General features: G+C 66.5%; 19 protein-coding genes and 1 tRNA gene. 8 read left to right on the top strand and 12 right to left on the bottom strand.

Features of this window, described 5'->3' with window-relative positions; genetic code table 11:
* Positions 1-144: 144 nt before the first annotated feature.
* From NFR41_RS02225 to NFR41_RS02205, 5 genes are all read left to right on the top strand, one after another.
* The gene (locus NFR41_RS02225; RefSeq protein ID WP_251230547.1) at positions 145-1,419 is read left to right on the top strand and encodes an ArsB/NhaD family transporter; all 1,275 of its coding nucleotides are present in this window, start codon (positions 145-147) and stop codon (positions 1,417-1,419) included.
* 539 nt (positions 1,420-1,958) lie between these two features.
* Complete coding sequence (dtd, locus tag NFR41_RS02220) at positions 1,959-2,405, top strand: D-aminoacyl-tRNA deacylase (protein ID WP_251230546.1); 447 nt, start codon at positions 1,959-1,961, stop codon at positions 2,403-2,405.
* A 294-nt stretch (positions 2,406-2,699) separates the two neighbouring features.
* Positions 2,700-3,875, top strand: coding sequence for a class II glutamine amidotransferase (locus NFR41_RS02215; RefSeq protein ID WP_251230545.1), 1,176 nt, complete (start codon positions 2,700-2,702; stop codon positions 3,873-3,875).
* Between the two features lie 5 nt (positions 3,876-3,880).
* Positions 3,881-5,386: a glutamate synthase-related protein gene (locus tag NFR41_RS02210; protein ID WP_251230544.1), complete on the top strand. Its 1,506-nt coding sequence runs from the start codon at positions 3,881-3,883 to the stop codon at positions 5,384-5,386.
* A gap of 5 nt (positions 5,387-5,391) precedes the next feature.
* Positions 5,392-6,282, top strand: a complete 891-nt coding sequence (locus NFR41_RS02205) for a GltB/FmdC/FwdC-like GXGXG domain-containing protein (protein ID WP_251230543.1) — start codon at positions 5,392-5,394, stop codon at positions 6,280-6,282.
* Positions 6,283-6,457: 175 nt separating this feature from the next.
* Here the strand turns inward: NFR41_RS02205 and NFR41_RS02200 are convergent.
* From NFR41_RS02200 to NFR41_RS02190, 3 genes are all read right to left on the bottom strand, one after another.
* Positions 6,458-6,533: transfer RNA gene (locus NFR41_RS02200), tRNA-Arg, on the bottom strand.
* A gap of 413 nt (positions 6,534-6,946) precedes the next feature.
* A complete protein-coding gene (locus NFR41_RS02195; RefSeq protein WP_251230542.1) occupies positions 6,947-7,639 on the bottom strand; it encodes an HAD family hydrolase in 693 nt (230 codons plus the stop codon).
* Between the two features lie 202 nt (positions 7,640-7,841).
* Positions 7,842-8,795, bottom strand: coding sequence for a phosphatase PAP2 family protein (locus tag NFR41_RS02190; RefSeq protein ID WP_251230541.1), 954 nt, complete (start codon positions 8,793-8,795; stop codon positions 7,842-7,844).
* A 548-nt stretch (positions 8,796-9,343) separates the two neighbouring features.
* Here NFR41_RS02190 and NFR41_RS02185 point away from each other — a divergent pair.
* Entirely contained in the window at positions 9,344-9,856 is a 513-nt protein-coding gene (locus NFR41_RS02185) for an RNA polymerase sigma factor (protein ID WP_251230540.1), read from the top strand.
* Positions 9,849-10,460 (top strand): hypothetical protein, encoded by a 612-nt coding sequence (locus NFR41_RS02180; RefSeq protein WP_251230539.1) that lies wholly within the window; start codon positions 9,849-9,851, stop codon positions 10,458-10,460. Before NFR41_RS02185 ends, NFR41_RS02180 begins: the two co-directional genes overlap by 8 nt.
* A 130-nt stretch (positions 10,461-10,590) precedes the next feature.
* Here the strand turns inward: NFR41_RS02180 and NFR41_RS02175 are convergent, their stop codons facing one another.
* The 4 genes from NFR41_RS02175 to NFR41_RS02160 all read right to left on the bottom strand — a co-directional run bounded on the left by NFR41_RS02175 (position 10,591) and on the right by NFR41_RS02160 (position 16,545).
* Positions 10,591-13,575, bottom strand: coding sequence for an ABC transporter permease (locus NFR41_RS02175; protein WP_251230538.1), 2,985 nt, complete (start codon positions 13,573-13,575; stop codon positions 10,591-10,593).
* Positions 13,572-14,255: an ABC transporter ATP-binding protein gene (locus tag NFR41_RS02170; RefSeq protein ID WP_160212586.1), complete on the bottom strand. Its 684-nt coding sequence runs from the start codon at positions 14,253-14,255 to the stop codon at positions 13,572-13,574. The genes NFR41_RS02175 and NFR41_RS02170 overlap by 4 nt, the downstream gene beginning before the upstream one ends.
* A gap of 428 nt (positions 14,256-14,683) precedes the next feature.
* Positions 14,684-15,760, bottom strand: a complete 1,077-nt coding sequence (locus tag NFR41_RS02165) for a sensor histidine kinase (protein ID WP_160214337.1) — start codon at positions 15,758-15,760, stop codon at positions 14,684-14,686.
* Positions 15,761-15,873: 113 nt separating this feature from the next.
* Positions 15,874-16,545 carry a response regulator transcription factor gene (locus NFR41_RS02160; protein ID WP_251230537.1) on the bottom strand — a complete coding sequence of 224 codons (672 nt, stop codon included), beginning with the start codon at positions 16,543-16,545 and terminating at the stop codon, positions 15,874-15,876.
* Positions 16,546-17,532: 987 nt separating this feature from the next.
* On the opposite strand from NFR41_RS02160, the gene NFR41_RS02155 reads away from it, so the two are divergent.
* Positions 17,533-19,005, top strand: coding sequence for a dicarboxylate/amino acid:cation symporter (locus NFR41_RS02155; protein ID WP_251230536.1), 1,473 nt, complete (start codon positions 17,533-17,535; stop codon positions 19,003-19,005).
* Positions 19,006-19,536: 531 nt separating this feature from the next.
* On the opposite strand, the gene NFR41_RS02150 is transcribed toward NFR41_RS02155, so the two are convergent.
* From NFR41_RS02150 to NFR41_RS02130, 5 genes are all read right to left on the bottom strand, one after another.
* Positions 19,537-20,784, bottom strand: a complete 1,248-nt coding sequence (locus NFR41_RS02150; protein WP_251230535.1) for an ABC transporter permease — start codon at positions 20,782-20,784, stop codon at positions 19,537-19,539.
* Positions 20,785-20,799: 15 nt separating this feature from the next.
* Complete coding sequence (locus NFR41_RS02145) at positions 20,800-22,488, bottom strand: RND family efflux transporter (protein ID WP_251230534.1); 1,689 nt, start codon at positions 22,486-22,488, stop codon at positions 20,800-20,802.
* Positions 22,481-23,236: an ABC transporter ATP-binding protein gene (locus tag NFR41_RS02140; protein WP_251230533.1), complete on the bottom strand. Its 756-nt coding sequence runs from the start codon at positions 23,234-23,236 to the stop codon at positions 22,481-22,483. The genes NFR41_RS02145 and NFR41_RS02140 overlap by 8 nt, the downstream gene beginning before the upstream one ends.
* Positions 23,237-23,244: 8 nt before the next feature.
* Entirely contained in the window at positions 23,245-24,459 is a 1,215-nt protein-coding gene (locus tag NFR41_RS02135) for an efflux RND transporter periplasmic adaptor subunit (RefSeq protein ID WP_251230532.1), read from the bottom strand.
* Positions 24,460-25,116: 657 nt separating this feature from the next.
* Positions 25,117-26,407, bottom strand: a 1,291-nt coding sequence (locus tag NFR41_RS02130; protein ID WP_251230531.1) for an LPXTG cell wall anchor domain-containing protein, incomplete at its 5' end; no start/stop codon positions are given.

Below are 26,407 nucleotides of genomic sequence, written 5' to 3'. Positions count from 1 at the left end.
GTATGCACCAACTGCCATAGGCTGCGCCTATTCTAGTACAATATCGGGCCACTTCGCAGCTGCTTCACGGAGTCGGCCAAGAAACGACGGAGACCGCGATGCCGCCCGCCGCGGGCGGCGCAAGAGGAAAGGCGGTGGGAAGCCATGACCGCCCCCCAGATCCTGTCTATCTGCATCTTCGCAGCGGTGATGCTTGCCGTGGTGACCGAGAAGATGCACCGATCCCTGGCCGCCATCCTGGGGGCGGTGCTGGTGCTGGCGCTGGGAGTGATGCCCCTTAATGCCGCCATGACCCATGTAGACTTCAACACCCTGGGCGTGCTGTTCGGCATGATGCTGTTCGTGTCGGTGGTGAAGCTGTCGGGGCTGTTCGAGTACCTGGCAGTGAAGTGCGCCCGTCTGGCCAAAGGCGACCCATGGCGCATCATGCTGCTGTTCGTGCTGCTGACCGCGGGCCTTTCCGCCTTCCTGGACAACGTGACCACGGTGCTTCTGGTGGGGCCCATGACCATCACCGTCTGCCGCATGCTGGACGTAGACCCAGTGCCGTTCTTCTTCACCGAGATCATGGCCTCGAACATCGGGGGCACGGCCACCCTCATCGGCGACCCGCCCAACATCATGATCGGCTCGGCCGCGAGCTTCTCGTTCTTGGATTTCGTGGCGGTGGACACGCCCGCAGTTCTGGTAATCTTGGTGGTGCTGCTGGGCGTGTTCTACCTGATGTACGGCCGGAAGATGCCCGCCGACCAGGCGCACCGCCAAAGCGTGATGGCCCTCGACGAGCGCTCCTACATCAAGAGCCGCTCGCTCATGCGCCTGAGCGTGGTCATGATCGCGCTGGTGGTGGCAGGGTTCATGCTGCACGGCGTGCTGGGCGTGGAATCGTGCGTGATCGCCCTGGCTGCCGCTGCGCTGATCTTAGTGCTCTCTCGCGCCAACATCGACGATGCGCTGGCCGGCGTGGAGTGGACCACGCTCACGTTCTTTGCGGGGCTGTTCGTGGTGGTGGGGGCCATGGCCGAGACCGGCGTCATCGCCATGCTGGCGAACACCCTGGTGAACGCCACGGGCGGCAACGTGTTCGTCACCATGCTGGTGCTACTGTTCGGATCGGCCATCGTATCCAGCTTCCTGGACAACATCCCCTTCGTGGCCACGATGATCCCCATCCTGCTGGTCATGCAGGCCGACGGCATGGACGTCACGCCGCTGTGGTGGGCCGTGTCGCTGGGCGCCTGCCTGGGCGGCAACGGCACCATCATCGGCGCCAGCGCCAACGTGGTGCTCTCCGATATCTCGCGCAAGAACGGCCACGAGCTCACCTTCGCCGCTTACCTCAAGCGCGGCTTTCCCCTCATGCTGCTCACCGTACTGATTGCCGGCGCCTACCTGGTCCTACGCTTCCCGCCCGCCTAGGAGCCAGCAGCGAGAGTGGGCGCAGGCGGCGCGCGAAGGCACTGGCGGCGGCAAAAAATGGCTGAAATCTCCGGCTTTGCATTCGGCATGGCTGAAAAAAGCGGTTTTACATGCCCTTTTGGCTTATTATTCCGGTTTTGCATAGGCGACAGGCTCCGGTCGCATGCAAAAGCGGAGTTTTCAGCCATAATTGCATCGGAGCAGCCGATTGACAGAAGGTGGAAGCGGCTGAAGATACGAACGAGCGACTCCGCCGGCCGGAGAATGCAGGCGTTCCGGGGAAACCAAACGAGGTCTGCGCGCGCTCGGAGCGGGCGAGGGACGCGGACGACGCGATGGGACGCGGACGACGCGACGGGGCGCGGACGGCCCTAGAGATGCAGGCGGCGTGGCCGTGGCAGCCCCGGGGATGCGAACGACGCGGCGGGGCGCAGGCGAGCCTGGGAACAAGGGCGACCTGCAAGCTGATGGACGGCCCGAAAGCCGGTGGGTGGCCCCGGGGATGCGGGCGACGTGGCCTTACGAGGAAGGATGCGATTATGCGAGCGGTGATTCAGCGGGTTTCGGAGGCTTCGGTGACTGTCGACGGCCAGGTGGTGGGCGCCATCGGCCAAGGACTGCTGGTGCTGCTGGGGGTAGGTCACGGCGACAGCGAGCAGACCGCCGAGAAGCTCTGGTCGAAGCTTGCCCGCCTGCGCATCTTCGAGGACGAGGCGGGCAAGACGAACCTGTCCTTGGCCGACGTGGGCGGTCAGCTGCTGGTGGTGTCGCAGTTCACGCTGTACGCCTCCTGCAAGAAGGGCAACCGCCCCTCCTTCACCGACGCCGGCACCCCCGACGAAGCCAACCGCCTGTACGAATGGTTCGTCAACCGGGCCCGCGCGGACGTGCCGGTAGTGCAGACCGGCCGCTTCGGCGCCTACATGGACGTGGCCTTGGTCAACGACGGGCCCTTCACCATCGTGCTCGACACCGACCAGTTGTAAAGCCTTGCGCGCCGGGGCAGCCCCTGCGAAACGCGGCGGAAACATGCCCGTGCGTCGTGCGAAACATTGACGGGCTATCTTAGGGTTGAGTTTGTGCAAGCTCGCAAGCTTCAATGTGCCAGCACGAGCAGAGGACCCGCCATGAACCATCCCGACCCATCGCCGAGCAACACCGGGGGCATCCCGAATTGCACGCCCGGCCACGCATGCGCGCACCGAGGAGCAAGCTCCCGGCCCCACATCGCGTCGCGCCGAAGCACCGGGCAACACCCGCGCGCACCTCGCGAGGGGGACGTGCGCATCCCCTCCGGTTGCGCTATCGCCGCCATCATGGACCGAAGCGGCAAACGCCACGACGGCAGCGACATTCTGAGGTCCATCGCGCTCATGCACGACCGCTCCAACGGTCTGGGCGGGGGTTTCGCCGCCTACGGCATCTACCCGGAGTACGCAAGCCTCTACGCCTTCCACATCATGTACGAGCACGACCAGGCCCGCCGCGAAACGGAAGCCTACCTGGACACCTTCTTCATGAGCGAGAAGCAGGAGCGCATCCCCACCCAGCCGGTGGCATCCATCAAGAACCCGCCGGACATCTGGCGCTACTTCGCAGCACCCCACCCCATGCGCCTGGCGGCCAGCGGGCTTGACGAGGCCGAGTACGCCATGGAGCACGTCTTCCACATCAACAGCGCCATCGACGGGGCCTTCGTGGCGTCGTCGGGCAAGAATATGGGCGTGTTCAAGGGCGTGGGCTACCCGGAGGACATCGGCGAGTTCTACCGCATCACCGACTATGCGGGCTGGGCCTGGACCGCCCACGGCCGCTTCCCCACCAACACCCCTGGCTGGTGGGGCGGCGCCCATCCGTTCACGCTGCTGAACTGGTCGGTGGTCCACAACGGCGAGATATCCAGCTACGACGCGAACCGCCGCTACGTGGAGCAGTTCGGCTACGACTGCACCCTGCAGACCGACACCGAGGTCATCACCTACCTTGTAGACCTGCTGGCCCGCCGCCACGGGCTTTCCCAGGAGCTGGCGGCCCACATCATGACCGCGCCGTCGTGGGAGGCCATCGACGCCATGGACCCGCGCGACGCCGCCTTCGAGACCGCCCTGCGCGCTACCTACGGAAGCGCGCTCGTCAACGGGCCGTTCTCCATCATCGTCGGGTCCGAGGAGGGGCTGCTTGCCCTCAACGACCGGCTGAAGCTGCGGGCGCTCATGGCGGCGGAGAAGGGCAGCATGGTGTACCTGGCCAGCGAGCAGGCGGCCATCGAGGTGGTGTGCCCCGACGCCGAGCGCATGCGGGCCGTGGGCGGCGGAGAGCCCTTCGTCGTGCAGCTTGATTCCGTCGCGAAGGCCAAGGCTACGGCGGCGGGCCAGGTCAACGAGCCCCGCAACGCCCCTCTTCGCCACGAGGTGGGCGTACTGCCCGACCGCCATCTGCTTCGGAAGGAGGCCTAAGCGTCATGCTGGACTGCCGAATCCCCCGCTACAAAGTGCTGCGCGACGCCGACGAGTGCATCCACTGCAACCTGTGCGTCCGCGAATGCGCCAACGAGGTTCATTACCTGAGCAAGAAGACCGGCGCGCTGAAGGCCGACTCCATGAAGTGCGTGAACTGCCAGCGCTGCACCGTCCTGTGCCCCGCCCGGGCGCTGGCCATAGGGAACTGGCCCCAGGTTGACTGCGGGTCGGCCGCGTGGAACCTGCCCACCATGGCCGACATCGCCACGCAGTCGCAGACCGGCGGCGTGCTGCTGGCGTCCATGGGCAACCCCAAGCCCTACCATATCTACTGGGAGCATCTGCTGCTGAACGCCAGCCAGGTGACGAACCCCTCCATCGACCCGCTGCGTGAGCCCATGGAAACCCGCGTGCTGCTGGGAAGCCGCCCGGCTCATCTGCGCGTGAACGAGCGCGCCCGCACCCTGGCCGAGCCGCTGCCGCCCCAGCTGAAGCTGGACGTGCCCATCCTGTTCGCCGCCATGAGCTTCGGCTCGGTGTCGCTTAACACCCAGAAGGCCCTGGCCCTGGCCGCGCGCGAGCTGGGCACCTACTTCAACTGCGGAGAAGGCGGCCTGCACCGCGACCTTGAGCCCTTCGGCGAACATGCCATCGTGCAGGTGGCCAGCGGCCGCTTCGGCGTGGACCCGCACTACCTGAACGCCGGAGCCGCCATCGAGATCAAGATCGGCCAGGGAGCCAAGCCCGGCATCGGCGGTCACCTGCCCGGCGAGAAGATAAACGCCGAAGTGTCGCGCACCCGCATGATCCCCGAAGGCACCGACGCCATCTCGCCGGCGCCCCATCACGACATCTACTCCATCGAGGACCTGCGCCAGCTGGTGTTCTCGCTGAAGGAGGCCACCGGCTACCGCAAGCCCGTGGCCGTGAAAGTGGCCGCCGTGCATAACGTGGCCGCCATTGCCAGCGGCATGGCCCGGGCCGGCGCCGACATCATCGTCATCGACGGCTTCCGCGGGGGCACGGGCGCCGCCCCCAAGCGCATCCGCGACAACGTGGGCATCCCTATAGAGCTGGCCTTGGCCGCCGTGGACGAGCGGCTGCGCCAGGAGGGCATCCGCTCCACGGTAAGCCTGGTGGCCAGCGGCACCATCCGCAACTCCGCCGACGTGGTGCGCGCCGTAGCCCTGGGCGCCGACGCGGTTTCCATCGGCTCGGCGGCGCTGGTGGCCATGGGCTGCCACCAGTGCGGCGACTGCTCGTCGGGGCGCTGCAACTGGGGTATCGCCACCCAGCGGCCCGACCTGACGGCGCGCCTTAACCCCGACCAGGCGGCCGAACGCGTGGTGAACCTGGTGCGCGGCTGGAACCGCGAGATCCAGGAGATGATGGGCGGCATGGGCATCAACGCCATCGACAGCCTGCGCGGCAACCGGCTGATGCTGCGGGGCGTGGGCCTGAATGAAAAGGAACTGGAAATCCTCGGCGTGAAGTACGCGGGAGAGTGATGAGCATGAGCGATCAGACGACCTTCGAACGTGAAGGGGGCGCCGGCCTTCCCGAACACCCCCTGCCGAGCGCGCCCGAAGTGACCGCCGTGACCGTAGAGCAGAATGCGGCCGCACAAGCTGTAGCCGAAGGCGCGGTGGCGGTGGAAACCACGTCGGTTGCCAGCGTCACCGTTGAGCTTGGCACCTCGCATTTCCGCGAGGCAAACGCCGCGGTGCGCGCCGCACTCGAGCAAGCCGACACCGTGGTGCTAACCGAGGTGTTCGCCCAACGCTACCTGGGATGCGCCATGAAGGCGGGCAAGCGCCTTGAGATTCACGGCACCCCCGGCAACGACCTGGCCTGCTACATGGATGGCGGTTCGGTGGAGGTGTTCGGCAGCGCCCAGGACCAGACGGCCAACACCATGAACGCAGGCAGCGTGGTGGTGCACGGGCGCTCGGGCGACGCCACCGGCTACGCCATGCGCGGCGGCGAGCTGCTTATCCGCGACGACGCCGGCTGGCGCGCAGCCATCAACATGAAGCAGTACGGCGACCGCAGGCCCGTGGTGGTGATAGGCGGAGATGCCGGCGACTTCTTGGGCGAGTACATGGCCGGCGGCGTGGTGGTGCTCATGGGCCGCCCGGGATCGCACCTGGCCAGCGGCATGCACGGTGGGGTCGTCTACCTGCAGCGGACGCACGTGCCCTCCAACCTGCCCCAAGGCCTGGTGGCGTGCGATTTGGATGCGGAGGACGCCAAGGTGCTGGGCGGCTTGCTTGCACGCTACGACCGCTGCTTCGCCGGCGAGGTGCGCCCCGACGGCACCGTAGCCGCAGCCGCTCCCCTTGAGGCCTTCGTCGCCCTGCGCCCCGCCTCCAGCCGCCCCTACGCCGCCCTGTACGCCAGCTAGGGGCCGGGCAGCCGCACGCAAGTCCGTAAGCCCCGCCACCTGGCCGCAGGCTCGCAACCGAACCCGAATCTGCGGCCGGATGGCGGGACTTACGCCACAAGACGCTTTCCGCAGAACGCTCGCACTGCGCGCTTCCTGCTAAGCGCGACAACATGCAACCTGGTAAGACGCCAAATGGTGCCCCCGGGCGGATTCGAACCGTCGACACCCGCTTTAGGAGAGCGGTGCTCTATCCCCTGAGCTACGGAGGCACGCTGGCAACTGCTGCAATCGGGGGGCCTCGTGGCTTCGCGTCGCACCGGTCGACACGCGCCCCCGCACAGCGGCGCCTATTGTAGCATCAAATAGCGCGCTCCACGGAAAATGGGCTTGGCCGCTCCGAACCGGAAGCCCCCAAGCGGCCGAAGGCCGGACGCAAGCCGAAGCCGCGGGCGAGCCGGGGCGGGGGCGAGCCGGAGGGCGCGGGCGAGCCGGGGCGGGCACAAGCCGAACGGGTCGCCGAGGGCTGTCCGCACCCCGCAAAATCGGCAGTTTCGTCAGGAAATCGTCGCGAAGCTTCCGATTGTGCGGGCATCGCCGAAGCCGTGCGCGAGCCGGGGCGGGGGCTGGGGGAGAGCTAGAAGCGGGGGCCGACGGTGGATGCGCGGGAGGCATGCCCTGGCGGCTAGGCGGCGGAGTCGTTCAGCACCAGAATGTCCAGCGGGTGCTCCACTACGGCGTCAGCACCGGCTTCGCGCAGCTCAGAGGCGTCGTGATAACCCCAGCTCACACCGATGGCGAAGCAGCCGGCACGATGGGCACAGGCGATATCGGTAGGAGAATCGCCCACGTAAGCGCTCTTCGACGCATCGCAGCCCAGTTCCGCGAGCACAAGCCGCAGCCCCTCGGGATCGGGCTTGCGAGGAATGCCGTCCCTCTCGCCGTGGACCACCTCGAACAGCCCCGGCAGGTACTCCCCCACGCAATCGATCACGCCCTGCTCGAACTTGTTCGACAGCACGCCCGTGACAACCTGGCGAGCGCGAAGCTCGGTGGCAAGCTCGACGACACCGGGATAGGGCCTGGTCAGCTTGTTGCCCAGCACGGAATAGAGCGACTTCCACCGCCCTAGGATAGCCTCGATCGTCTCGTCCGACGTACCCTCGGGCACCGCTTGCGTGACAAGGGGCCGCACACCATTGCCCACGAAGGAGTGAATCTCGTCGGCCGTGCGCGGCGGGAATCCGAACTCCTCCAAGGTAGAGTTCGTCAGCAGCACCAGGTCGGGCAGCGTATCGAGCAGCGTCCCGTCCAGGTCGAACACCACCGCCTGAAACCGATTCGGGCCCAGACCAACCTCATCCCGCAGAGCAACCATCGTGCCTCCTACCTAAAACATTCAAATCTCCGCAAGCCGCATCAAGCTGCAAGCAGCAAGCCGCCCGCGCCGCTGCAGTCGGCTGCCCTTGCGCCCGCAGGGGCAGCAGCCACGGCTTCGTGGACCGCGGCCGGCTCAGACACGGCTGCAGCCCCGCGCGCTACCAGCCCGTACGGCCGCGGCTTCGCGAGCCTCGGCCAGTCTAGCCCCTGGGAGCCCGGGCGTGGGCACCGCGCGGACGCTCTTCGGGTACCCGTTGCCCCATGGACACCTGGTTGCGATAGAACAACCACACTCCCAACATGAAGCTACCGAAGGTGATGCCGGCGCCGGCGCATACGTCGGTGAGGAAGTGTGCCCCGGCGAAGATGCGCGAGAAGCATACCACCAGCATGAAGGCCGCGGGGATCCAGAAGAACAGCTCGCGACGGGCCAACCAGCAGGACTTCACCGCAGGCAGCGCGGCGAACAGCATGGCACAGGCGGCCGACGCGGAGTGCCCGCTGGGAAACGACCGGAACTCCTCCTTGTCAACGCCGGCGGCCATAAGCGTCTGCTTCATGTCCGACCCTACCACCCACCACGGCTGGAAGGCGGCATCGGGGGTCACCGATATCATGCGCATGCGCGGACGGCCCCACAGGTTCTTCAGTATCACGTTGACCAGCAGAATCTCCAACGCCAGCACGAAGGTGCACAGGCAGGCGTAGCGCAGGATGGCCGAACGTGACGCACCGCGCACCGCCCGCAGCACCACCAGGTCGGTCACCGCGGCCGCCACCACGTGCACCAGAAACGCCGCCCACTGCGGATCGGCGCTCTCCAGCACCGGCTCGTGGGCGCAGGCGTAGAGCGCCCCCACGTTCATGATGACGCCCATGGCCGCCAGCAGCGCAACCCGCGCGCCGCCGAGCGTGCGGTCGATGCAGCGGAAGTACAGGGCGCCGGCCATGGCGAAGGTCATGGCCAGAGGCAACATGCCGTACATGGCGAACACCTGGCCGTAGAGGTTTGCCGGGTCGTACAGGGCAAGGGAGAGGTCGTAGTCCACGAAGGAACCGGTGACGAAGCCGATGGCCAGGAGCACGGTCACCGCCACCCAGTCGTGGCGGGCGATAAGGCGCTCAGTCATGAAGCCGGACAGTCTTTCCTGCATAAGCAGCAATTCCTTTCGATCGAACAGAGCCGACGCGTTGCGGTGTCGGCGGCAATGGCGGCGGCACGGCAAGAGCGGCCTGCGCCAGCATGTCGGAGGCCGCACGCTCTCGGCTCGCCTGCGCGCCCGGGAGGCACGCTTCGGCGCATCCCGGCGCGAGCGCGTCTGCATGCCCGTGTGCACGCACGCCCCGCACTGTTGCCGCATCAGCCCATTTCAGGGCATCGCATCCGGCCATTGTAGCACTGCGCCCGCGCAGGTCGGCCGCCTTGGCAAAACCCCGACAACACTGAAGCGTTCGTGAAGCAGCGAAGTCCGTGCTGAAAGGCTCCGGGGGCAACCCGCGCTTCGGGCGCCCTTGGCCGCCGGCGGCGAACCTGCCGCGCTTTTCTCGATTTTTTTCGCATACGACCGCACATTTCGCTAGGCTCGGGCGTATTACCGTCGAAGGCCTTCAACGAGAACGGAAGCAGAGCAGAGGCGCCCGAGCGGCCCGCACTCCCGCGGCAGCCGGCGCAACCAACGAGAAAAGGGCATGGGGCATACAGGTGGACAACCGGGAGTTTCGCAGCATCGTCGACGAGTACGGCGACATGGTGTACCGCATAGCGCTCAACCAGGCTCGCAGTCTGACCGACGCCGAGGACATCGTGCAGACTGCGTTCCTGAAGCTGTACGCGAAGCCGCCCGAGGACACCTCGCCGGAGCGGGTGAAACCCTGGCTCATCCGCGTGACCGTCAACGAGTGCGCGGGACTATGGCGAACGCTGTGGAAACGCCGCGTGACGCTGGGCGAGGTCACCGATGCCACGGCGCCCCGGACGGAGCCGAGCGCGGAAGCGAGCCTCTTCGGCGACGCGAACCACCAGCGGCTCTACGACGCCCTGGCCGCCCTACCGGAGAAATGCCGCATCGTGGTGCACCTGTTCTACTTCGAAGACTACAGCACCGCCCAGATCGCCGAGATTCTGCAGATTCGCGAACCGACGGTGCGAACCCGCCTTGTGCGGGCACGGAAAATCTTGAAACAGCAGCTGAAGGAGGCATGGGAAGATGAGTAACCGGGCGAGCTACCACGCCATGATGAACGAGGTCCGTGCTCCGGAGCGCGTGCTGGGAAAGGCCAAGGACATCACCATGGAGAAAACGAAACGCGCACCCCTGGCGCTCAGGTACGCCACCGTTGCCGTCGCATCGCTTCTGAGCGTGTTCGCCGTCACCAACGGCGTCTGCTACGCCGCGACGGGCGAAACGTGGATCGAGCATTTCACGACGACCATCGACGGGCAGCAGGTGGACATCACCGTGACGGGCCAGGAAACCATGGACGGCAACGCCGGCGAGGTTGTGGTGACGGCTAACAGCGATAACGGCGACGTCGTGCTGTACGACAGCACGTCCGGGGCGACAGCCGAGGTGAACGGAGACGCGGCCGTGGCTTCGGAGAAGACCACGAGCTTCAGCGTAAGCACCGGCGACGGTGGCGCCATGGTTGTGGAAGGCGATGACGGCTCCGTGCACCTGGTGGTGGGCGACGCCGACCCGGTGGACATCACCGAGGATATGGCCGACGGCCACGCCGAAGTCACCGTGGAGGTTGACGGCCAGGCCCGCGCCTACACGGTGACCGGCCAAAGCGGCTCCTACGAGGCGCACCTGAGCTAAGCGCCGGCGCGGGCGGGCGGACGAAGCCCAAGCGCACTGCGAAAACCAGCAGGGCCTCCTTCCAAGCAACTCGGAAGGAGGCCCTGCCTGCATCACCGCGCCGATACGCCAGAGGTACGACGGCGCTTAGCTACTCCATGCGCAGGGCTTCCACTATGTTGCGGCTGCGACACAGGTGCAGGCCCCACGCCACCGACAGGCCCATGGCCACCACTACCAGCGCAAGGGACAGGCCCAGGTAAGCCCATGGCACGGTGAAGGCGGCGTTCTCGATGGTCGAGCCGAGCGCCATGTTCAGCGCCAAACCCACCACCAGCGACGCCAGCACGCCGAAGACGAGCCCCCAAGCGCCGTAGCCCACGCACTCGGCCGCGATCATGGAGCGGAACGTGCGGCGGCCCATGCCGATGGATTGCATGACGGCGAACTCGCGACGGCGCAAAGCCAGGCTGTTCGTGAGCGTGTTGAACACGTTGGCCATGGCGATGAGCACCAGGATGACGCTGAACAGCAAGCTGAACAGGCGCACGATAGACACCAGGTTCGTCATGGACACCTGGGAGGAGTACAGGTTCGACACGCCGGTGTGCACATAAGTGCCCGGATAGGCTTTGACGAAGGAGGAGGAGAAGCCGTTCGTCGCCGCGTACAGGTCCTCCTCAGTGTCCATCATGCGGTCGTGGTCGCAGTCGAGCATCGCGGAGAAGCTCATGGAGTTCATGAACGAACGTCCGAACCCCCACTCGACACCCTTCGACAGGGGCATGGCGATGGTCATCTCGTTGGAGCTGCTGAAGAACGCGTCCTTGCCGGCGATGGCGACCACGTCCACATCCGCCAGCACGTTGTCCGCCTCCGCAAGCGGCGAAAGCTCCTGGTTGCCCTCGGCGTCGGGGCGTGAGCATCCCCAGATTTCGCCGCTGCCGTCATCGCCGTAATCGAAGTAGAACGAGGTCAGAGGCGCGCCGTTCACAGAGCTTCCCTGGAGCACCCGGATGGCGCCCGTGGAAGCGAACAGGCTCTGCTCGGAGAACGTGCCCGTTTCCGGATTGCGGCTGTAGGTGGTGCCGGCGCCGATGGCCTTCGGCGTTTCGCTCTCGGTTATCTCCTGCGGATCGATGCCGACGCGGCTGCACAGCTCGTCGAACAGCTGGTCGTCCATCAGGCACACCGTGAGCAAGGGCATGCAGTCGCCGTCGGGAAGCTCGGCCTTCACCATGCCGACCGCATCCCCTGTAACCGAAGCGGGCACGATGCCGGCCGTATCGTACGACACCTGCCAGCCGCGGGGCTGGACGGCCTCAACCTGGGAAAGGTCGCGGTACAGATTACCGTAAGCGTCGATGACTTCGTCGTAGGAGGGGCCGGCGTCCGCAGCGCCCCCGTCGTCGGCGGTCGCGGGCGCGTCGCCGTCGTCGGAGACAGCCTGCTCCCCGCCGTCCCCACTCGGCCGATTGATGTCGACGTAGGAGAACACCATGAAATCGTAGGGGATGACGTCGGCGGTACGGGTGAGGGTGCTCAAGGTCACATCCAGCTGGCCCGCCGTCATCATAAGCGTCACCGCCACCGCCAGCGCCGCCGAGGCCGTGCGGCCCTTCGACTTCTCGCGGGAGCGGTTCAGCGAAGCTATGGTGCCCCCCACGCCCATAACGCGCCCGGCAAAGCCGCGCGGCGTCCAGATGGCCCGCTTGCTGCGGGCTGCCGCAGCCGCCTTGCGCATGCCGCGTCGGCCGATGCGCACGCTACGCGTATCGCGGATTGACTCGATGGGGCTTGCCTTGCCCGCCCGCAGCATGGGGACGAGCAGGCTCGCGAACACCGTGAACACGGTAAGCACTGCTGCGAAGGCGATGATGCCGCCGTCGATGTGCAGTCCCAGGGACAACCCGTCCAGATAGTTCCCGCCGGGGCCGACGTCGCCCACCATCGACTCCATGAACAACGGGTTTGCCCAGGCCAGAGCCGCCGCGGTGGCGCCCAGACCCGCCAAAATACCCAGCGGCACGCCAATGCCGGCGATAATGGCGCCTTCCAGGGCAACACTTCGCCGCAGCTGGCGCTTGGTGGCGCCGATGGAGGCCAGCAGGCCGAACTGGCGCATGCGCTGCACCACGGAGATGTTGAAGGCGTTGTAGATCAGCGAGATGCAGGCGACGATCACCACCACGGCCAGAATCACCACGATGGCGCCGAAGGACTCCCACAAAGGCGACTGCGACGTCACGCCGCGCGCCCGCAGCAAAGAGTTGTGCAACTGCACCGCTTCGGCATCGGGGAAGGCCTGCGTAGCGGCCGATTCCACCTCGGCGGACGTCTGGGCGCCCGGCACTTCCAGATAGGCTTCGGTAAAGGCGCCGGGGGCGGGAGGCTCGGCGGTGAAGGCAGTCCAGCCCACGCCGGTAACCACCGCCTGGTTCCAGCGGGAGTAGAAGCCCACCACGGTGAAGCTGCGGGTCTGCTTGTCCACCAACGTCTCACTGACCACCTCTTCCGGCCGGGCACCGTTGGCGCTCGTCACGCCGTTGGCGTCGACCACGTAGAAGCCCTGAGACGAGTTCAGCCGCCCTTCCGCGTTCGGCTGGCCCTCCGGGACCTGGCGCTGACCGAACGTCAAGGTGACGGTGGCGCCCAGCCGGTAGCCGTTGTCGTAGCCGGTGTTCTCGTCGGAAAGGTTGTACGGCAGCAGCACCTCGTCAGCGCTCTGCGGCAGGCGCCCGTCCGTGCAGCGAAGCCCCAGCACCGACGACACGTCGCCGGTGAAGCCCTTGAGGGCCAGGTAACTCATGTCGTTGTTGCCGCCGGTCTCGCCCAAATCGTCGTAGCTGCAAAAGCCGATGTCGCTCAGCGTAGCCGCCAGCTGCGCACCGGCGGCGGACAGCGAGCCGTCCTCCTGGGCAAGCGCCGCCTGCGCGCCGTCGGCCAGCTCGACGCACGCCTCCCAGCTGCCGCTTTCCGCCAGCTCCATGTCGTAGAGGAAGCGGTTCAAGCTGACGAACGTGGACAGCACCGCCGTCACCAGCAGTGCGGAAAGCGCCACGCCCAGAACGGTAACTATAGTTCTGACCAGGTTTTTCTTCAGGGAGCGCGTAGTGAAGCGCCCCATCACGCTCATCGGCGGATCCTCTCGTCGGACACGATACGACCATCTTCCATGGAAATGACGCGGTCGGCCATGAGCGCGATGTCCTCGTCGTGGGTGATGACCACCAGCGTTTGGCCGAAGTCGCGGTTCGACTGCACCAGCAGCTCCATGATCTCGCGGCTGTTCTTCGTGTCCAGGTTGCCCGTGGGCTCGTCGGCCAGCACGATGGCCGGCGCGTTCATGAGCGCCCGCCCGATGGCTACGCGCTGCTGCTGACCGCCGGAAAGCTGGTTGGGCAAACAGCCGCGCTTGCCCGCAAGCCCCAGCCGGTTCAGCAGGTCATGCAGGCGCTCGTCGTTGACCACCCGCCCGTCAAGGGCCACGGGCAGCGTCATGTTCTCCTCCACGTTGAGCACCGGCACCAGGTTGTAGAACTGATAGATCAACCCCACCTCGCGACGGCGAAACACCGCCAGCGCCTCGTCGCTTCGGGCATACACGTCCTGCCCGTTCATGAGCACCGTCCCCGAAGTGGGCCGGTCAACCCCTCCCATCAGGTGCAAAAGCGTCGACTTCCCCGACCCCGAAGCACCGATGATGGCCACGAAGTCTCCTTCGGCAATGGAAAGCGACACATCGTCCAAAGCCCGCGTGCGCTGCTCCCCTTCCCCATAGACCTTGGTCAGATGGCTGACGGAAAGGATATCCACAACTTCCTCCTTCTCGCGCAGAGTTACCCTTCTGCACTCAGTCTAGAAAAGCAGCATCACCGAAAGCTTACGCGCCCCCTTACCGAACCGTAATGTCCCCACGACCAGCACGCCCAGCGGAGCGAGGCCCGAAGGAAAACGCACAGGGCGGGACCGGGAGGGGGTCCCGCGCGCAGTTCCGCAGCGAAGCGAGGACTGTCTGAGCACGGGCGCCCCCTCCCGGCCCCGCCCCTCCACCAACCCGCACGGCCTCGCCCCCCTCTAGCCGCACTCCCCCGCCAGTCAGCCACTGAAACAACGCACGACAGCCAGGTTCGGACGGTTTTCCTGCAGAACCTGCCCGTCATGCACGATTCGCAGCGCACCGATTCGCAGCGGCGCCGGCCGCACTCCCCCGCCAGCCGGTCGCCGCAGCATCATCCTCGCAGCTACACGACAAGCTTCGGGAACGTGATGGTGAACCGAGCGCCCCCTTCGGAGGTGTTGTCGGCGCGGATGGTGCCCTCCTGCATGGACACCAGCGACATGGCCAGGGAAAGCCCGATGCCAAACCCGCTCGGCCGACCGTCGTCGCGCACGCCGCGAGCAGCCCGTGCCGAACCAGCATCCGCCGCATCGTCCGTCAGCGCCGAGGAAGGCTGCTTGGACCCGTCGCTGTAGAAGCGGTCGAAGATGCGCTCCCGCTCGCCCTCCGCAATGCCGCATCCGGTGTCGGTGATCACGAACCTGCAGGTGAGTGCATCGTTTTCCGCGGCAAGCCGGATGCGGCCGCCGGCGGGCGTGTGTTCCATGCAGTTCTTCACGATGTTCTCCAGGGCCTCGGCGGTCCACAGCTCGTCAAGCTGCACCGTACCTTCATCGCAGTCCATCTCCAGGGACACGTCGTGCAGGTCGAGCTGGGCCAGAAGCGGCTGGACGGCCCGCTGGGCGATAGCGGCGGGCGTAGTATCGCGCTTGGTGATGCGGATGGCGCCCGCATCGGCCTTCGCAATCTTGAGCAACGTGGTGACCAGCCACGACACCCGCTCGAGCATGTCTTCCAGCTGACGGACGGAACGCCTGCGGGCGCGCTGGTCGGCCTCGCCTTCCAGAACGGGCAGCATGAGCGCCATGGTGGTGAGCGGCGTGCGGATCTGATGGGACACGTCGGCCAGGGCCTCGCTTAGTGATTGGCGCTGACACTCCAAGTCGCTGCTCGTGCGCTGCAAGCGGGCCACCATCTTGCCAAGCTCGTTGCCCAGCATGGCGATGTCGCTTTCCCGACAGTTCACGAAGCTGACGTCGCGGGAGCCGTGCAGCACCTCGTCGATGCGCAGGGCAAGCTTCTGCACCTGGCGGTGACGCAGCCACAGGATGGCGTGGTAGTACACCATGGCGGCCAAGGCCACGGCTAGGCAGCACAGCGCCGCCTCCCGCCCTGCCAGCACAAACGCGCCCGCTGCCATACAGAGGGCGACGGCGAAAAAGACCAGTCCCTGCCGAACCGCGGAATCAACCGACCCCATGAGAGCGCTCCTCCTTGCTTGAATCACAAACCATGGCGACAACCACCAAGTTCGCCTTGGCAACGTGCTGCCGATGCTGCGCCGGCAGACCGTTGCGGAGTCGATGCCGCAGCCTACTCCGCCACCTTGTAGCCGACGCCGCGCACCGTGGTCACGATGACGGGGTTGGCCGGGTCGTCTTCGATCTTCTCGCGCAGCCGGCGAATGTAGACGTTGAGCGCGTTGTCGCTCACGTACTCCCCCGCCGCCTCCCACAAGGCGTCGCCAAGCTGATCGCGGGTGATGATGCGCCCCTTGTTCTGCAGCAGAAACAGCAGCAGGCGGTATTCCAAAGCCGAAAGATACAGCTCGCGGCCAGCTTTCCTCACCTGCCCGCTCGACGGGTTCAAGCTCAGGTTTCCGGCAACGAGCTCCTGCACGCCCGAAGCGCGGGTGCGCAGCGCGGCGCGGATGCGGGAGAGCAGCTCGCGGGCGCGGAACGGCTTGGCGATGTAGTCGGCGGCGCCCAGGTCCAGCCCGGCCACCGTGGAGAACTCATCGTCGGAGGCGGTGAGAAAGATGACCGGCATATCGGGAGCCAGCGTGCGGGCGCCCTGGCAGACGGCAAACCCGTTGCCCTGGGCCAGGGAAACGTCCAGAAGCATGAGGTCGAAGCGCTCCGATTCCAGCAGCGCCAGCGCCTCGTCCTGCCGAGACACGTTGCGGGTGGCGTACCCTTCGCTCTCAAGCAAATCGCGAAGCGCGCCCACCAGCAGCCCGTCATCCTCAACCAGCAGCAGCTTCACCAGCCGCCCCCTTTCGCCGCATCGTTGCCAGCCCGGTTCCCGTAAGCGCAAGTATACCCCACCCGCCTGGCCCCGACAGCATCGCCCAGCTTACCGAACCGTAAGATGAGCAGCCCGCTGCTCGCGTCTCAACAGCCAACACCGGCAGTTCGCACCCCGGCAGTCGCCGCCGACAATTTGCGGCCAAATCGCACGATTTTGGGACCTCCAGCCGACTCCCGCCAGCGATTCGGGGCCGGATTGCACGGTTTTGGTACTGTTAGCCGCCCCAAGTGGGCAGTTTGCGTCCGGATTGCACGGTTTTGGTACTGCTAGCCGCCCCAAGTGGGCAGTTTGCGTCTGGATTGCACGGTTTTGGGACCTCCAGCCGGCTCCCGCCAGCGATTCGCGTCCGGATTGCACGGTTTTGGTACTGTTAGCCATGGGCAACGTGTCCAAAACCGTTCATTACGGCCCGAAACCGCCTGCCGGGGACGGCCGCAAGTGCCAAAACCGTTCATTACGGCCGCGAACTCCCTGCGAGCCCCCTGCGAGCCCCCGCGGGTTCCCCGCGCCCCCCCCGCGAACTCCCTACTAACCCATCTCTGAAAAAGGAGGGGTTGATGCGGAAGGGCGGCGCGAACCGAAGACTTAAGCTGAGGTGCTAGCACGTAAACCAAGGGGTGCGCTAGCAAGCCGAGGGGGCGCGCATGCGAACCAGAGGACGCGCATGCGAACCGAAAACGCGCCAGCAAGCCGAGAAGCGTGCCGGCAAGCCGGAGGACGCGCGCGTAAGTTGGACGGCAAGCATGCGAACCAAGGCCGTCTGTCATTCGGAACCGCAGGTGGACCGCGCAGAAAAGACGCATGACCGCGCACAAACGCCCAACGCACCTGCAGCCAGGCGACATCCTCGCCGGCAATCTGCTACCCTGTACCCAACGCACGCAACCGCTGCCCCGCTCCCGGGCTGCAGCGCAATCAGCACCGCATCGCGAAAGGTTCGCCATGACAGCCACCACCGCACCATCCCCGTCCCGCAGCAGCAAGAACGAGCCGCGCAAAAGCGCTGGCCTCACCACCTGGATCCTCGCCTCCCTGGTCGCCGGCATCGTGGTGGGCCTGGGGCTCAGCTTCATCGCGCCCGCCGGATCGGCTGTAAACGACATCCTGGTGGAGAACGTGTTCTACGTGCTGGGGCAATGGTTCATCCGCCTGATGCAGATGATCGTGGTGCCGCTGGTGTTCTGCTCCATCGTCTGCGGCGCCGCCAGCATGAGCAACCCGAAGCTGCTGGGAAAGGTGGGGGCCGGCACCATCGTCATGTACCTGTGCACCACCGCTTTGGCCGTCATCATCGCCATCGCCCTTGCCCAGGTGATGCAGCCGGGCGTGGGGCTGGACATGGCGTCGATCGTGCGCGTCGACCCAACAGCGACCACCACCGACCAGACCATCGCCCAGATGCTCATCAACATCGTCCCCACCAACATCGTGGCCGCCATGAACGGCGGCACCATGCTGCAGATCATCTTCTTCGCGCTGGTGCTGGGCTTCATCCTGGGACGCCTGGGCAGCAAGGTAGCCACCGTGAACCGCTTCTTCACCCAGTTCAACGCCGTGATGATGTACATGATCGGCCTCATCCTGAAGGTGGCGCCCATCGGCATCTTCTGTCTGATCGCGCGCACGTTCTGCAACTTGGGCCTCGACGGTATCATGCCCATGGTGAAGTTTATCGCCACGGTGTACCTAGGCCTGTTCATCCAGCTGCTGGTGGTGTACATGCTGCTGCTGTTCCTGTTCACGCGCCTGAACCCGTTCCATTTCCTGAAGAAGATGGTGCCGGTGATGCTGTTCGCGTTCTCCACCAGCTCCAGCAACGCCACCATCCCGCTGAACATGGACACCCTGGAGAAAAAGGTGGGCGTCGACCAGCGCATCACGTCGTTCACCATCCCCCTGGGCGCCACCATCAACATGGACGGCACCGCCATCATGCAGGGCGTGGCGGTCATCTTCATCGCCCAGGCCTTCGGCATCGACCTGTCGTTCGCAGCGCTGGCCACCGTGGTGCTGACCGCGGTGTCGGCCTCCATCGGCACGGCGGGCGTTCCGGGCGTGGGCACCATCATGCTGGCCATGGTGTTCGAGAGCGTGGGGCTGCCGGCCGAGGGCGTGGCCATGATCATGGGCGTCGACCGCATCCTCGACATGGGCCGCACCGCCATCAACGTCACCGGCGACGCCGTGGTGACCACCTGCATCGGCAAGCTGGCCGGCATGCTGAACGTATCGGTGTTCAAGGGCGACGAGCCGCTGTCGCTGACCGAGATCGAGGACGAGATCGCCCATGCCGGCGAAGGCGACGGTGGCGAAATGCCCGTAGGCTACAGCGATTTCACCGCCCATGGCGAGCCCACCGAAATCGGCGAAAGCGGCAACCCCGACAAATACGCCGACCTGGACATTCCCCGCTAGGCAGCCAAACTGTTCCACCCCGCTCAACTCCACGAGCTGCAGCGCCACCACCCCGCAAACCGCAGTGACGCCACCTGCGCCCCCGAAGCGGCGACCCAAATCGTGCATTACAGCCAGGTTCAAGCAGAAAATCGCCCCAACCTGCCTGAAATGCACGATTCGACCGACCTGCAGCGGGCCTGCGGGTGGGAAGGAAGCACCACAAAGCAGCGGAGTGTCGGGCGGAAGGGTCCCGAGCGATTCCGCAGCGGCGAGGGACCGCAGCCCCGGGGCGCACGCGGGGCGAGGACAAGCGAGGGGCCCTTCGGCCCGACACGGAGCGGGCGGACAGAGGCGAGCAGCGGAGTGCCGGGCCGAAGGGTCCCGAGCGATTCCGCAGCGGCGAGGGGCCGCAGCCCCGAGGGCGCCCTCGGGGCGAGGACAAGCGAGGAGCCCTTCGGCCCGGCACGGAACAGGCAGGCGCCACAGAGCAGCGGAGGGCCCTGGCTCCGAGGGTGCGCGCGGGACGAGGGAAGCAGCGGGGCGGGCAGCCTATTCGTGGCGCAGGGCCTCGATGGGGTTCAGGCGCGACGCCTTCAGGGCGGGGGCCAAACCGAACACCAGGCCGATGACCATGGAGAACACAACAGCCACCAGGCAGGCGGGCACGCTCACGAACACGGGGATGCCCATCACCGACGACAGCAGGTAGGCAAGGCCGATTCCGCCCGCCACGCCCAGCACGCCGCCGATGAGCGTGAGCACGGACGCTTCGGTAAGAAACTGCAGGCGGATACGGGAGCGGCTGGCGCCGATGGCCAGCTTCAGGCCGATCTCGCGGGTGCGCTCGGTCACGGACACCAGCATGATATTCATGACGCCTATACCGCCCACCAGAAGCGAGATGCCGGCGATCCACAGCAGCTGGTCGTTGGCCGACTTCGAGAGGTTCTGCAGGCTGGCGGCCTTGTCCAGCAGGTTGTCGGCGGCGTAGGCGTAGTCGTCGGAAGTCACCGCATAGGCGTTCACCGCTTCGGCCACCCCGTTGCCCGCCACCGTCATCTCGTCCACGCTCGAGGCGCGCACCGCGAGGGAATGGGGCTCGTCGTAGCGGAAGGCCACCTCCCAGCTTTCCAGCGGGATGTAGATGGCGCCGGCGGCCGAGGCGCTGTAGAGCCGGTACTCCTCCACGCTGTTGATGACCGGCTCGGTGGTAACGTCCTTAGCCGTGATGCCCACCACCACGAACGGCTCGCCCTTCACCTCGATGATGCTGCCCAGGGCATCCTCGCCACCGAACAGGGTGGATGCCGTCTTCTGGTCCACCAGGGCCACCTTGCGATTGTTCACCCGGTCCTCTTCGGTGAAGGCGCGTCCGCGGGCGACCGACGATCCCACCACATCCAAGTAGCGCTCGTCGATGCCGTACAGGTTGCCCGTGAACTGAGTGCGCCCGAAGGACACCGCATCACCTCCGCTGTTCGACCGGAACAGCGCCACCGAATCGACCCCCGGCAGCGTGCCCAGGTAGTCCGCAACGTCGGCATCCAACGGGCGCACCGAGGCGGGGATGGCCATGTAGGAGAACTCCACCGGGTTGCCGTCCTGGGTAACGCGCACGCTGACCACGTTGTTGCCGGCACCCACCAGATTGTCCTTGATCTGCTGATTCGTGCCGTTGATGGTGGACACGATGGTGATGATGGAGGCGATGCCGATGATCACGCCCAGCATGGTGAGAAACGAGCGCATCTTGTGGGTCCACAGGCCCTGAAGCGCAAGCGAGATGCTCTCAAGCATAGCGGTGCCGCCTCCTTAGTACGTCATCAGGTCCTCGTAGGAGCCCGGAGTCGTCTGGGCGCCTTCGAAGACGTCGGAACCGTAGGGAAACGCGATCTGCTCGTTATCGTCGAGGCCGGCTTTCACCTCGGTCAGCTCGCCCCACAAATCGTTGCCGATGGTAAGGAAGCGCTGCTGCAGCAGGCCGTTCTCGTCGGCGACGTAGACGAAGGGCTGGCCGTCCTGGTAGCGGATGAACATGTTGGGCAGGTAGCGTCCGCCTTCGCTGTTGGAAGCACTCAGCGTCACCTCCACGAAGTCGCCTTCGGGGAAGCCGGCGTCGTCGGGCAGCGCGATGAGCGCGGTGTAGAGCGAGGTCTCCGTGGTGCCGAAACCGTAGGATTCCGTGCCGGAAGGCTGGGTGCCCACGGACTGAACGGTGCCCTCGCAGGTGAGGCCCGTGTTCCACGACATGACCGACACGGTGTCGCCGGGGGCGAGGCTGTCGCGGTCGAATTCGGAGACCGAAGCGTTCACCAGCATGCCGCCGCCAGCCGACACCACCAAGGCGGGGTTGCCGGCCGAAGGATACTGCTGGGCCGTCACCACCCGACCCGATTCCGTGGCCACGATGGTGCCGTCCCCCAGCTCGGCTTCCTTGCGGCGGTAGTCCAAATCGGCCAGGTTGACGTCGGCCTGCAGCTTCTGGATGCGGCGCTCCTCGTCGGCGATCATAACCACCAGCTGGGCCTTCGGGTAGGCCGCCGCCAGCAGCTCCTGCACGCGGGCGATATCGCGCTCCACGGCTTCCAGGGACTCGGCCCGAGCCTGGGCGTCGGCCAGCTGCGCCTCGTCGGGGTCGGCTGGCTCCAGGGGCGCCGGCTCGAAGAACGACCAGCGGATGTCGGGAGCCGCCCCGTCCGCCTGGGCCGCCAATCCGGAACCGGCCTCATCGCCAGTTGCTTCCGCTTCGGCGCTGCCGCCATCCGGGTTGCCGGCTGCCTCGGTACCGTCATCGGGCTCTCCCCGGCCAATCGCATCGTCGTTGCCGCACACGATGCGCATGCCGGTGTAGGCCAGCGGCACGCCGTCGACCTGATCGACGAACACCACGTAGGCCTCATCGGCACCGGCCTGCTCGAGCAGGTCGAGCGCAGAGACGTCGTCCTGGCCAAGGGCCACGTAGCGGGGGCTTTCCTGGGTGAAGTCGCCCAGGGGAAGCCGGGGGTATTCCGCCGCCAGCTCGCCGTCGGCGCCCAGCAGCTCGTCGCGGCGCGCCTCCAGAGCGGCCAGCTCGCCTTCCAGCCCCTCGCTGGCCGAGGCCTTACGCAGTCGCTCCAGCTCGCGCTGCGCGTCGGCCAGCTCCAGCTTGCGCTTCTCCGCGGCGATGCGCGCCTTTTCCACGTCGATCTTGGTGAGCGACGTGTCGAAGGTGGCCAGTACGTCGCCGGCCTGCACCATGTCGCCCTCGGCCACATGCAGCTCGGCGATGATCTGGGTGTCGGACAGGAACACCTTCTGCATGCGGTCGGCGCGCACATCGCCCATAAGCGTGTCGCCGCCGAAGTAGAAGTCGCTCTGGGACACCTGGGACACCGGGTAGACGGGCACCGGCTTCACCGATAGCTGGCGTGCCAGGCCCAAGCCCCCCACCAGAGCCACCACGGCTGCGGCCACCACGGCGGCCACCAGGCAAATGCGTCCCGCGGACAGGCGCCTACTCATGATGTCTCCTTGCGGGGTCGTGCCCGTAGCCGGGGGCGCTCGTGCCATGGTGCGCCCGACGCCCCCGCGCGCTTGTCGCCGGCTCGTCCACGAACACTCCGTCACGCAGGTGGATGACGGAATCGGCGCAGCGGGCCACGTCGGCGTCGTGGGTGATCATGACGATGGTGGCCCCGTCGCGGTGCAGATCGTCGAACAGTTCCATGATGGCCTGGCCGCTGGCTGAATCAAGGGCGCCAGTGGGCTCGTCGGCCAAGATGAGACGGGGGTTGGTGGCCACTGCCCGGGCGATGGCCACACGCTGGCTCTGGCCGCCGGAGAGCTGGTCGGGCCGATGGCTCATCCGGTCCGCCAGGCCCACGCGCTCCAATGCCTCCTGGGCCCGCGCCCGGCGCTCGGCCTTGCGCACGCCGCCGTAGAGCAGCGGCAGGGCCACGTTGTCTAGGGCGGTCAGCTTCGGCAGCAGGTGAAACGTCTGGAACACGAAGCCGATGTCGCGATTGCGCAGGCGCGAGAGCTCCTTGGCCGAGCAGGCGGTGATGTCGCGGCCGGCGAAGGTGTAGGAGCCGGAGGTGGGAACGTCCAGGCAGCCGACAAGGTTCAGCAGCGTGGTCTTCCCCGACCCCGAAGGCCCCATGATGGCCACGTAGTCGCCTTCCTCCACGGACAGGTTGATGCCGCGCAGGATGAGGATGCGCTCGGGACCGCGCTGCACCTCCTTGCGGATGTCGTGCATCTCAAGCAGCATGGCGCCCCCTAACGCACGTTTATCGTGGCGCTGGCCGCGGGGCCAGGGCCCGCCGAGGACAGCGCGTCGGTGTCGAGCGCCCGGACGGAGCCTTCCGAAGAGGCAGGCAGGGAATCATCCGTCGCGTCCGCGAAGCCCTCTCCGTCCACCGCGCCGATTTCGGAATCGACGGAACCGCCCAGGTCGCCTAGGCCCTCCATGCCGCCCATCCCGTCGACGCCTGGCGCGCCGCCCATCATCCCCGAGGCGCCCCACTCCGCCACGATGTAGACGTGCTGGCCCACCACCAGGCCTTCGGTGGAATCCAAGGCCACGTAGAAGGGGTACTTGCTGGACTGGGACGGGTCGTAGTAGTAGCTGTTCTGCTGCAGGGGCTTGTCGGTTTCGATCGAGGTGACGGTGCCGCTCCACTCGCCGCTGCCGGCCCGGGCGCGCACGGCCACCTCCATGCCCTCGTAGACTTCCGCCAGGTTCGCCTCGTCCACGCTGCCCATGACCAGGATGTCGGTGGTCTTCGAGATGACGATGAAGGCATCGGAGCCGCTGCCCGATGCGCCGGAGCTGCCGTCGTAGCCGTAGGCGCCCGAGGAATCGGAGCTGCCGTCGCTCACGGAGCGCACGGTTCCGTCGACGGGGCTCACCACGTCGGCGTCGGCCACCAGCGCTTCCAGCTGCTCGATCTCGCGCTGCTTCGTCTGGATGCGGTACTCCTGCTCCATGATGGCCGTCTCCTTCTCCTGAATCTCCAGGGAATAGGACAGCTGCAGGCTCTCCTCGGCCTTGGCCTTCTCCTTCTCGAGGGCCTCCTTGTTGGCGCGGGTCATGGAAAGCTCGCTCTCCATCTGAGCGAGTTCCAGCTGCGCCTTCTCCAAGTCGAGGCCGGCGGACTCCACGTCGTAGGTGAACAGCACGTCGCCCGCGTGAACCACGTCGCCGGCCGACACCTTCACCTCGCCCACGGCCACGTCAGCCTTTTTGTTAACCTCCACGTCACCTGCGGTGGAAACCACGCCCGCGAAGGCACTGTAGGCGGGAGTCATGGCCGCATCGTTTGGCATAGCGTCGGTCTGCGCCTCGGCGGAAGGCTCGTCGCTCGCGCAGCCCGCAAGGGCCAACGCCAGCGCAGCCGCCATAGCCGTCGCCCGCAGCCCCGCATGCCCGAAGCGCCCAACGTCACCGCTCGATGCCCCACCGACAGACCAACCGCCGATTGCCGTCCCCATGAGTTCCTCCGCTTCTCCCCGATCCGCGCGAAACCACCCGCGCAGATACCGTGTGGCCATTATACCCTCGCCAACAACCGGCAGGCATCCCAAGCGAAGACCCACCTCCGCCCCACATTGCTTAGGAAACCTTAAGGAGCGGACCAGTAGCAGGACAAGCAAAAACGCCAGCGTAGGGAGGCCACATCGCGGCAGCGGCAGGGCAAGCGACAATGGAGGGCGATGGCCAGCGGCACGCGAAGCGCAGCGGCAGGGCGCCACGGAGCAGCGGAGGGACCGGCGGAAGGGTCCCGAGCTATTCCGCAGCGGCGAAAGGCCGAAACCCCGAGGGCGCGCGGAGCGAGGACGAGCGAGGGACCCTTCCACCCGTCCCGAAACGGGCAAGAGCCCAAAGCAGACAAGGCCCAAGGCGGGTTCGGAAGCTGACAAGAATGACGGTTGTGCGTCGTACAACTAGCAACTCGATTAATAATCAAGCAAGCTTATGACCTGGTAAAACATTACATAACCCCAGGTCAGAGCCGATGACAGAAAAGCCCGTTATGCGGCCTTTTCGCCTGCCGCCGCGTCGCCTCACATCGCCTTCGCACACTCCGCTATCGCACTAAAAGAGAAGCGGACCCGCTTGGATCCGCTTCTCTTTGCCAGGGTTACCCCCTACTCCTCTTCCTCCTTCTTGCGGCGGCGCCAGGCTACCAGCAGCAGCGCCAGGGCCGCTGCGGCTACCAGGGCCATGGCCAGCACCATCGCAATGCTGTCGCCGGTCTGCGGGAAGAACGACAGTGGGGGCTTCGGCAGCGGAGTGGCCGGCTTCTTCGGGTCGTCGGGCACGGGAGGCTCGGGCACTTCGGGATCGGGCACCACCGGCTCGGGCGGCTCGGGGTCTTCCTTAGGCGGCTCCAGGTAGAATGCCGGATCGACAGCCTGGCCGGCCTCGCGGGTCCACTGGTTGGCGTTGAGCATCTGGAACGCATGGCCGTAGGCAGTGGGCGCGTACACCCACACCGAGGTGCCGGGGCGCTGCGAACCGCCCGCGTCGCCCGGAGCCTGCGGCTGGTCAGGATTGCCGTCCTCGGTGCCGTTGACGTCGGCCGCAGCCCGCGAACTGGCCGCCTGCATCGAGCCGCGCTTCAGCAGAACCTCCAGCGGATCGGTGTAGCCCATGCCGGCGCTGTCGGCGGTGCCGTCGGCCGGATGCAGGTCGTTGTCGGCATTGTCGTCGCCGCCCACGTTCACGGCAGCAATGTACTCGGCGCCGGCAGGATTCACCATGCGGATGCGGTACTCGTAGGGCTTGCCCTTCTCGTCCACCACCGGCAGGTTGTCGAAGCGGTAGTAACCGTTGCCGTCGGTCACGGTATCGGTCACGTCCTGCCACTGCTCGGGCTTGGGAAGCTTGGGGTCTTCGGGCTTGGGATTCTTCGCCTCCTCTTCCAGCGCACGGTACTGCTGCTCGGCGGCCGTCAGGTCGGCCAGCTTGGTCACCAGGCCCTTCTGCACCTCGGTGAGCGACGCGTAAGCAGCCTGGGCCGCGTCGATGCGAGCCCTGCAGCCCTCGGTCAGCTCCACCGTGCCGATGGCGCCGATGACGGCGTCCACCGCAGAGGCGACGGCCCGGTCGGCCTCGGTGGGCTCGGCGGGCAGCGCCGGGTCGGCCGGGTCGAGGTCGCCCTCGGCCAGGGCCGCAGCCATCGCGGCCACCTGGGCAACGCCCCGGGCCACCGCAAGACCGGAAACCGTGGCGCCCTCGGCCGTGCCGGCGCCCGCCTCCAGGTCGGCGTAGGACTGCTCGGCCGCTTCCAGCACGTCCAACTTCTCCACCAGCGGCTTCTGCACGTCGGTCAGGGCGTCGTAGGCGGCGCGGGCCGCGCCGATGGCAGCCTTGCAGGCCTCGGTCAGCTCCACCGTGCCGATGGCGTCGATGAGGGCGTCCACCGCGGAGGCGGCT

Source organism: Adlercreutzia aquisgranensis, assembly GCF_943193145.1.
GTDB lineage: Bacteria > Actinomycetota > Coriobacteriia > Coriobacteriales > Eggerthellaceae > Xiamenia > Xiamenia aquisgranensis.
Note: the sequence above shows the minus strand (reverse complement) of the source record. Positions and strands in the feature narration are given on the sequence as shown.

Excerpts from the sequence above, each read along its gene's own strand:
- NFR41_RS02225 (WP_251230547.1), top strand. The coding sequence starts at position 145 with ATGACCGCCCCCCAGATCCTGTCTATCTGCATCTTCGCAGCGGTGATG.
- dtd (WP_251230546.1), top strand. The coding sequence starts at position 1,959 with ATGCGAGCGGTGATTCAGCGGGTTTCGGAGGCTTCGGTGACTGTCGAC.
- NFR41_RS02210 (WP_251230544.1), top strand. The coding sequence starts at position 3,881 with ATGCTGGACTGCCGAATCCCCCGCTACAAAGTGCTGCGCGACGCCGAC.
- NFR41_RS02205 (WP_251230543.1), top strand. The coding sequence starts at position 5,392 with ATGAGCGATCAGACGACCTTCGAACGTGAAGGGGGCGCCGGCCTTCCC.
- NFR41_RS02195 (WP_251230542.1), bottom strand. The coding sequence starts at position 7,639 with ATGGTTGCTCTGCGGGATGAGGTTGGTCTGGGCCCGAATCGGTTTCAG.
- NFR41_RS02190 (WP_251230541.1), bottom strand. The coding sequence starts at position 8,795 with ATGCAGGAAAGACTGTCCGGCTTCATGACTGAGCGCCTTATCGCCCGC.
- NFR41_RS02180 (WP_251230539.1), top strand. The coding sequence starts at position 9,849 with ATGAGTAACCGGGCGAGCTACCACGCCATGATGAACGAGGTCCGTGCT.
- NFR41_RS02175 (WP_251230538.1), bottom strand. The coding sequence starts at position 13,575 with ATGAGCGTGATGGGGCGCTTCACTACGCGCTCCCTGAAGAAAAACCTG.
- NFR41_RS02165 (WP_160214337.1), bottom strand. The coding sequence starts at position 15,760 with ATGGGGTCGGTTGATTCCGCGGTTCGGCAGGGACTGGTCTTTTTCGCC.
- NFR41_RS02155 (WP_251230536.1), top strand. The coding sequence starts at position 17,533 with ATGACAGCCACCACCGCACCATCCCCGTCCCGCAGCAGCAAGAACGAG.
- NFR41_RS02150 (WP_251230535.1), bottom strand. The coding sequence starts at position 20,784 with ATGCTTGAGAGCATCTCGCTTGCGCTTCAGGGCCTGTGGACCCACAAG.
- NFR41_RS02145 (WP_251230534.1), bottom strand. The coding sequence starts at position 22,488 with ATGAGTAGGCGCCTGTCCGCGGGACGCATTTGCCTGGTGGCCGCCGTG.
- NFR41_RS02140 (WP_251230533.1), bottom strand. The coding sequence starts at position 23,236 with ATGCTGCTTGAGATGCACGACATCCGCAAGGAGGTGCAGCGCGGTCCC.
- NFR41_RS02135 (WP_251230532.1), bottom strand. The coding sequence starts at position 24,459 with ATGGGGACGGCAATCGGCGGTTGGTCTGTCGGTGGGGCATCGAGCGGT.